Below are 7,788 nucleotides of genomic sequence, written 5' to 3'. Positions count from 1 at the left end.
ATGGAAATTCTCGTTTACATCTTGATGGGACTTGGCGTCGTCGCGTTGGTATTGCTTATTTGCTTTTTAGTCAAGCAGCTTTCGCACACAGGTTCCGACGCAGCGTTTCGTGCCCAAAAACCGGAACATTTTTGTTGCGCTTATGACTCTACCGCTTCTAAACATTGCGGTCCTTTGTTGCCGACCTTATTGACGTAGGCACTAACCCGCGTCATCGTCATTTCACTAGCGGGAAACGGTTCATAGAGATAGGTCAATTTCTCTGGATCGTTCATTGTGGGGTCCAGCCAAGCATCGTAATCAGTGGGCGACAAGATAACGGGCAGTCGATCATGGATCGGGGCCATTAACTCATTGGGCGTTGTGGTGAGAATCGCGCAGGATTCTAGCTCTCCCCACCGCTCCCAGATACCAGCGAAGGCGAACGGCTTTCCACCGTTGACCTGAAAATACCAAGGCGCATCGCCTTTAGTTTTCTTCGGTAATTTCTTCCATTCGTAGAAGCCGTCGGCAGGGATTAAGCAGCGGCGTTTTTTGATTGCCGAACGGAACATGGGCTTACTGGCCACGGTTTCGCTCACCGCGTTGATTGGGCAAAACTTAGCATCCTTCGCCCACGATGGCACAAAACCCCATTGCATGCGCAGTAGCTCATTTTCTCCGCTCTCATCTTCTCTAATCACAGGGATTAGATTTGTCGGGCAGATATTGTATTGCTCAAACAATTCAAACGGTTCGCCCCGAACTTCGGCGTCGAATTCGCGCAATAAGTCGTTCAATCGTTCCCGTAGTGTGAATCTGCCGCACATGAGTTAGATCAACGGCGGTATCTCATTGCCGTCTTCCAAAGCTGGCATCAACTTGTCGCCAGCCGGAGTTAGCACCCAATCACCTGATTCGTAGTGAATCAGCCCTAGCGTTGCCAAGTGCTCCAGCACTTCGGGACGTACACCATCTAGGACACAGGGTTCGAGTCCGACGCCAACAAGAGCCTGGCGTAGTTCGTCGTGTGTTGGTTTCATGCTCTTATTGTAGCCAACTAGGGATGCCTGCGGGAGACTCCACTCAAGCCTGGAATCTCTTGCCCCCGCTCAAGCTTCAAATAATATCCCATACCTTTGTCTGTCAAAAGCCACTGGCCATCATCGTTTTTGATTAGCTCCAGCGCCACCAAGCGGTCTAGCGCTGCCCGACTCAGATACGTCGTCTCTAGCTCGTTACCAATGACGCCCAGTGCGTGTTTTAGCTCTTCGTGGTCAGGTTTATAAGTGTTCATGGCATTCCTCAAATTGTCTGCCCAATGAGTACGGGCATCCGGTTAGATCGTGTCATTATTCGATAGTAGTGGGTTGCGGGTTCGGTCAGCATGTAAACATGGTTGCGAACCACAACACATTTTATGCCCTCTTTTATTTGAAACCACAAGCCACGGTCTAATGCCATCGCTGCCACAATGATTGCTGGTTGCGGACGCAAACCTTGCCAGTGGCCCGATTCGATCCACTCTCGATGGCACCACCCGGTATCCGGCAAGGGACTGTTCCCGTTGCGATTGCCCCACTCTAAAATTCGTAACTGATTGTCCAGATACACGGGGAGCAAGCGTCGCATGTTCCGGTAGAGAAATTGAATCTCCCGCCCAGCGCCAACGTCACGTTGCGCAAACCGATCCGCTAAGCGATGTTTTTTAATCATCGCATCGGGTATTTCGTGGATCGGCACGGCAATGCCAAGGCACATAATTTGTCACCTAGAAACACGTCTTTCCTGCAATGTCGCACACTTCGTAATTGTTGGCCGGGTCGCCATACAGTTGCGTGAGCGGCAGCGTGGCGGCGCTGCGCAACGTAAACCGTCCGACCCGCTGATTGATTAGCCGCTTGGCATCGGCCAGCCGTTGCTGTTGCTCCGTTGGTTGGTCGAATAGGCCACGTTGAAAGCAGCGGCGGCTGGACAGCCGCTCTGCCAGAACGTGCATATAGGCCAGCGTTTTGCCCCGTCCCATTTGTTCCCACATTTGCAGCGTGGCCGTCACGATTTGCCCATAATCTGCTGTTGCCGAAGGAAGGCTGGCACGTAGGGCCGCAGCGCTGGCATCTTTGAATTCGACGGCTAGGGCGATTTGCTCACAGAAAACTAGGTGGAAGTCCAGGGCCTCAATCAGCCGCTCTACATTCCGAACGATCCACGATTCGCACAGCCCAGGATCGGCAGTTGCTTTGCCAACACTTCCGCCACGGGAGAGAACCTTATGCGGTAGCCGTGTTGTGCTGATTTCCGTCACGGGGTTGCCGTTCAATTCCCACCATAAACTTTCGCCCGTTTTCGTGAGTAACCGGCGGATCAACCGCCGATCCGCATGGGCGAAGTCGGCACAAGTTTTAATGCCGTAGGCTTCTAGCTTGCGAGCGCTACGGCGTGCAATCCCCGTAATTTCATCCACCGACCTATCAATTAGCAACTCGGCTATCTGTTCATTGCTGGTAGCAGTCCAGCAACCGAATGGTTTGGCATTGTCGGACGCCAGCTTGGCGAGTGAGCGTGTTTTGGAAATGCCAATCGTTACCGGAATTCCAACGTCGCGGAGAATCTGTTGCTGCAATGGCCGTGGATCGACACCGCTGGCGTCGAAAAACATTTCGTCAATGCTGTAGTATTCGACGGTGGGGCTGACTGTGTGCAGCACGTCCAGCATCCGACGTGACAAACATTCATACCATTCAAAATCCCGTTTCACAAAAACAGCATGGGGACACAGCGGGCGGGCTTCCCAGATTGGCATTCCCACCGTGATTCCCTTGCGTTTCAATTCGTAGCTCCGGGCGATAACGCAAGCGCCTTGATTGCTCAGCACGCCTACAGGCAGCTTGTGCAAGTGCGGATACCGCACCCGTTCGGCGGAAACGTAAAAACAATCGGCGTCAGCATGGGCAATTGGCATATAGTGTAAATAAGTACACTATAGCTCTGGGCCTGTCAATTATCTTTTAGGCCGCGCCGCCGGCTCGAACGCCGGTAGCTTATTTGCAGTCCAATTATCGCGGCGGCATCGACGGTTTAATGGGCCGTGGCGGCTGAATGTGATCCGGTCTAGGTTGCGGCTTAGGCTGTGGCTGTGGTTGTGAGGCCATTTGATTCTCCGTGGGGCGATTTCGATTGTACCTTATCCCGCTTCGCATAGATTGCGTTTGGGCATCGTGGCAACGCTTCCCATAGTCAGGCCTGCGCTCGAATCGGCGCATTCTATCACCACCTTTTGACAACCGATGGGTGGGGGCGCAAAATAACGGCTACTTATTCCGATTCTGGTGTAACTTTCGGAGGTACTGTAATGCGCCAGGTCACTGTTTTGTTGGTTGTAATTCTCGTCTGTACCGAAGTGACCGCCGCGAAGACCGAATACGTCACTGTCAGTTTGGGACAGGTCGCAAATGAGTTAAACAACCGCATCCCGAATATGCCGGAGGGAATGCAGACTCTTGGAGGTGTTCCGTTCGATCTTCTGCCTAAGATGGGCAAAAATTCATGGAACGCGGCTGTTGGCACGACCGTTGGCATACGAAGCACGCAAACGATGGTTTTACCGGTCAACATCTACGGTGCGACCGCGGTAGATACCTTAATTAACACATCGCAAGGTGTTGCTGAGGCAACCACAGTTTCTCTGACCTTTGTGTGCTCCGATGGCACGACCCACACTTCACGGCTAAAGGAAGGCGAAGACATCCGCGATTGGTATGACGGCGAATACGTCAACGCGATTAACGAAAAATCAACGGTGCGGGTATTTGATGGTGTTGCAGCCGCCGAAGGCGCGCCGCATGGTCGAATTGATATGCAGACAGTTGCTCTGCCAAAGGAATTCGCCAGCCGAACTTTGGCCTACATCATACTCATCGACACGGGTGTCACCGGTAACGGCGATGTGCAATATAGTAAAAGTGTACTTGCGCAGCGGGCGTTCATCAACGGCGTGACTGTATCGACAGAAGGCAACGCTGGGGCGCAAGCAACGAATACTAAGCAAGACGAACCCTCGCAAACTACAACTAACAACAACAAGGCAGACGAGGGCAAGATCGCGAATGGAGCGGCCAATCAGGCCCCGAAAGCGGATCAATCGAAGAACTTGAGAGGCAGTAAAGGGGGTGTGAAAACGGCACCATTCGACGCCGAAGGATTGGATCGAATCGAACGAGTTATTTCGGAGATTGGGAGCCCGGCTGGCATGGCTTACAAGGATGCACCGCTCGACAAACAAAAGCAGGCCATAAAGATTGCTTCTGAATTCGAAAGTAAAATTGCCGGCCTGTCAAAGCAGCAGACGACAGTCGATGCGGATTGTTTCAAAGCTTTGTTAAAACTGTTGAACAATTCGGCGGATGCTGCACAAATGGCAAACGATCATTCTGACAAACCGATCGACAACTCCGATCTAGTGCAGCGCTACAGCGATTCACCACATGGCCACGGGGTTATCCGGCTTTACAATGCATCACCGATTGATGCTCGGCAAGCGGCCTGCGATATAATTACAAAGCGCAACGCACAGTTTGAAAGTCTGAGCGGACAAATCACATTGCTTCGCGCACAGTGCACCAAAGAAATACTCAAGGTGCTGACTGATTGATTGAAAGCATGCGCTCCATAAGGAAATCAGCGCTTGCGATGTCAAATCATTGAAAATCTGTAATTTTCTCAAAGCCGGTATAGTACTAGTAATTGCGCTCCGTGCGCAGTGCAATGGTTGGTGGATAAGAAAGCTGGTAAATCGCTGCGCATGGTGGGTGAAGTAGCCCTTAGCACGCCGCGATGTGCGCGATGGCGAGAATGACGAGTGATAAAAACACGAATATGCTTAATGACCGATGCAAAACTTGCTGCGAATCGCCGCAATAGTTTTTTCAAACAACATGGTGGGCGCGCACCAGACCACTACCGATGTCAGACGATCCTCAAGCGCACCGGTGAGCGCTGCAAGTGGTGGCGCTGTCGGTTTAGCAAATACTGCTATCGGCATGGTGGCCGTCGTTCGCGCGGCAGGGGTCGTAACAACTACAAGCCGACGCCTATCTACAATGGTCGAATAAGTGTACTGCAAGGTCGTAAAATGCCACCTATCTACCGACGCTATCTAAAATCGACATTAAGTGAAGCGGTTCGTGACCTATGTGCAATGCCACCACACGAACAGCTACAGCTATTTGAAGAATTGGCCTTGATGCGCGATGCTGCTGGGCAGTCGGTAGCATTATATAGCATCGTACGTGAAGTGGCTGATGCCAGGCCGGACGACATCGAGGCTCGTCAACACGTCATTGATGTTGCCTCGATTATGTCGAGTGCGCTAATGCAAGTGGCAAAAGTTGTTGATCGTGCCGCTGCGGTCAATGCGAATGCAAAAGATAAAATCAGTTTGTATACACTACAGCATTTCGTCGATCAGCTAGTGGTAATTGCGCATGAGACCTGGGGCGACGATCCGCGCGTGGAGCAGTTTCGCATTGCAGTCCGTGATCGTGTGAAGATTCCACAAATTAGCACGCCGACGGTGTCGGATGAAGATGTAGCGGCGATGGTTGCCAGCGTGCCTGAATGCCATTTAGCATAGCTTCCCCATTCTATCGACAGTCTAACAAACTCTCTCGCATTGCCCAGTCAGAAAAGTAGTCTGTCAGTATCGGGCACATAGCAAGATGCCGGTTGGAGCACTTCTCTAATTGGCGGCTGGCGTGCAGAGGTTACTACCTCCACCTCAAGCGCAGATCGCCGTGCGGAAATCTGATCGCACGTGCGCGCTACATCTACGAGTGACGCATGGAATCGGTATTTGCCAGACTTGTCGGTAGAGAATCTGTATGTAGTTATACGTGCGCTCAAATCCGATTCTTTGCTCAAACGTGACAATCGGGATTTTTTTGCTTGAAGAGTAGAGTATTTATATGCACCGTTTATTGCCATTGTTTGCTTACAGATTGAAAGGAAACGCCATGATCGACATTACCCAAGAGCAATTGCTAACATTCCCCGACGCGGCCCGGCTGTTGCCGGGTAATGTGCACGTTTCAACCCTGCACCGCTGGCGGCTCCGCGGCATTAAAGGCATCAAACTGGAGACCGCAGTAGTTGGAGGTCGACGTTACACGAGCCGCGAAGCCCTATCTCAATTCTCCGCGGCTGTCACTGCTGCCCGTGATGGGTTGCCGCCACCGATCCGCACGCCGCACCAACGAGATAAGGCGATCAAACAGGCCGAGCGGGACTTGGAAAAGGCTGGAATATGAATCGCAGGGGGTGAGTCGGGTTCCCGGCGGGAAGCTATTGCCTTCGCTTGGGTTCAAGAATCCATCGTTCCAATTAAATACACCCTACGCCAAATCACTGTGCGCGTCGTGGAAAAGCTATACACCTCAAATAAATTGTATCCCATGTTCTCTGAAAGCACTCCCACGTTAGCCGGTATATTGCCCCATCATCTTGCCGAGCTGCGCAAAAGCGGCTTGAGCGATTCGATCATTGTCGCTGCCGGCATCCAGAGTGTAGCCAACCCTCAACGATTGGAAGCGATTCTCGGTAGGCGAAAAATGCCCAAGCGAATGGCCCCGGCACTAGTGTTCCCGTTCGTCAGCGCAGAAGGGCAAAATGGATACTGCCGTATTAAGCCCGACAACCCGCGACGGAAGGGCGAAAGAGTAGTCAAATACGAATCGCCGATAGGACGAGCGAACGAAATCTACCTTCCACCGGGCGTGGCCGAGGTGCTCAATAGGCCCGATGCGGAATTGCTGTTGACGGAAGGCGAGAAAAAATCGCTCAAGGCCACGCAAGAGGGATTCCCGTGCATCGGGTTGGTTGGCGTGTACGGTTGGAAAGATGGCAAAAGTGAGCGAATGTTGCCCTCGCTGGAACGAATCGACTGGCGCGGCCGGCAAGTGCGGATCGTATTCGACAGCGACGTTGCAGATAATCCCCAAGTTGTTGACGCCGAATCGCGGCTGGCAAAACATCTTTCCGACCGCGGCGCGATTGTTCGCGTGGCGCGCTTGCCCGCCGGGCAGCAGGGACCGGAGGGCAAACCGGCTAAGGTTGGGCTGGATGATTATCTCGTCGCACATAGCGCGGTGGAACTGCGAAAACTATTGGACGAATCGCAGGAGCCGGAGCCGATCAGCGCGTCGGAAATGAAAGCCGCGGCCCGCGAAATCGACCCCGCTGACGAAGCAAAGGCGTTTCTTGATGCATCCGTTACAGACGGTGTTCCGAAATTGCGATATTGGCGCGGCTCATTCATCGCGTGGCGCAAACAACGCTATTGTGATATTCCGTTTGGGGAAGCGCGCGCGTATTTGATTCGATCGCTGAACAACACCTACTGCCGGCTACCATGCCACATAACCAATAACGTAATGGACCAATTGAAGGCGCAGGCAATGCTGTCGAGCGACGTAGAACCGCCCACGTGGATCGGAGAGGGAGAGCCGCCGCGCAATTGGCCGGCTGACGAATTGCTGGTCGCAAAAAACGCGCTGGTGCATTTGCCATCGTTGCTACGGGGCGAAGATTGTGCCATCGACCCGACGCCGCGGTTATTTTCCACGGTAGCATTGGAGTATGATTTTCGCATCGACGCCGCGCGGCCCGATGGCTGGCTGGCATTTCTACAGCAATTATGGCTCGACGATCCACAATCCATTGATACACTGCAAGAGTGGTTCGGGTATTGCCTGACATGCGACACCCGGCAGCAAAAGATGTTGCTGCTGATCGGCCCCAAGCGAAGTGGCAAGG

General features: G+C 52.8%; 8 protein-coding genes. 4 read left to right on the top strand and 4 right to left on the bottom strand.

Annotated features, from left to right (window positions below; genetic code table 11):
• Nucleotides 1-140: 140 nt before the first annotated feature.
• The 4 genes from VMJ32_17260 to VMJ32_17245 form a co-directional block, all read right to left on the bottom strand.
• A complete protein-coding gene (locus VMJ32_17260) occupies nucleotides 141-809 on the bottom strand; it encodes an SOS response-associated peptidase (protein ID HTQ40774.1) in 669 nt (222 codons plus the stop codon).
• A gap of 230 nt (nucleotides 810-1,039) precedes the next feature.
• Nucleotides 1,040-1,276: a hypothetical protein gene (locus VMJ32_17255; GenBank protein ID HTQ40773.1), complete on the bottom strand. Its 237-nt coding sequence runs from the start codon at nucleotides 1,274-1,276 to the stop codon at nucleotides 1,040-1,042.
• Nucleotides 1,277-1,284: 8 nt separating this feature from the next.
• The gene (locus tag VMJ32_17250; GenBank protein HTQ40772.1) at nucleotides 1,285-1,740 is read right to left on the bottom strand and encodes a hypothetical protein; all 456 of its coding nucleotides are present in this window, start codon (nucleotides 1,738-1,740) and stop codon (nucleotides 1,285-1,287) included.
• Between the two features lie 10 nt (nucleotides 1,741-1,750).
• Nucleotides 1,751-2,941 carry a nucleotidyltransferase gene (locus tag VMJ32_17245; protein ID HTQ40771.1) on the bottom strand — a complete coding sequence of 397 codons (1,191 nt, stop codon included), beginning with the start codon at nucleotides 2,939-2,941 and terminating at the stop codon, nucleotides 1,751-1,753.
• Nucleotides 2,942-3,331: 390 nt separating this feature from the next.
• On the opposite strand from VMJ32_17245, the gene VMJ32_17240 reads away from it, so the two are divergent.
• The 4 genes from VMJ32_17240 to VMJ32_17225 form a co-directional block, all read left to right on the top strand.
• Nucleotides 3,332-4,630: a hypothetical protein gene (locus tag VMJ32_17240; protein ID HTQ40770.1), complete on the top strand. Its 1,299-nt coding sequence runs from the start codon at nucleotides 3,332-3,334 to the stop codon at nucleotides 4,628-4,630.
• Between the two features lie 231 nt (nucleotides 4,631-4,861).
• A complete protein-coding gene (locus VMJ32_17235; protein HTQ40769.1) occupies nucleotides 4,862-5,611 on the top strand; it encodes a hypothetical protein in 750 nt (249 codons plus the stop codon).
• A 379-nt stretch (nucleotides 5,612-5,990) separates the two neighbouring features.
• Nucleotides 5,991-6,284, top strand: a complete 294-nt coding sequence (locus VMJ32_17230) for a DUF1580 domain-containing protein (protein ID HTQ40768.1) — start codon at nucleotides 5,991-5,993, stop codon at nucleotides 6,282-6,284.
• A gap of 144 nt (nucleotides 6,285-6,428) precedes the next feature.
• The coding region (locus VMJ32_17225; GenBank protein ID HTQ40767.1) for a DUF3854 domain-containing protein at nucleotides 6,429-7,788 on the top strand (1,360 nt) is incomplete at its 3' end.

Source organism: Pirellulales bacterium, from assembly GCA_035499655.1.
Classification (GTDB): domain Bacteria; phylum Planctomycetota; class Planctomycetia; order Pirellulales; family JADZDJ01; genus DATJYL01.
The sequence above is the reverse complement of the archived record's forward strand: the minus strand, read 5'-3'. Positions and strand labels throughout refer to the sequence as shown.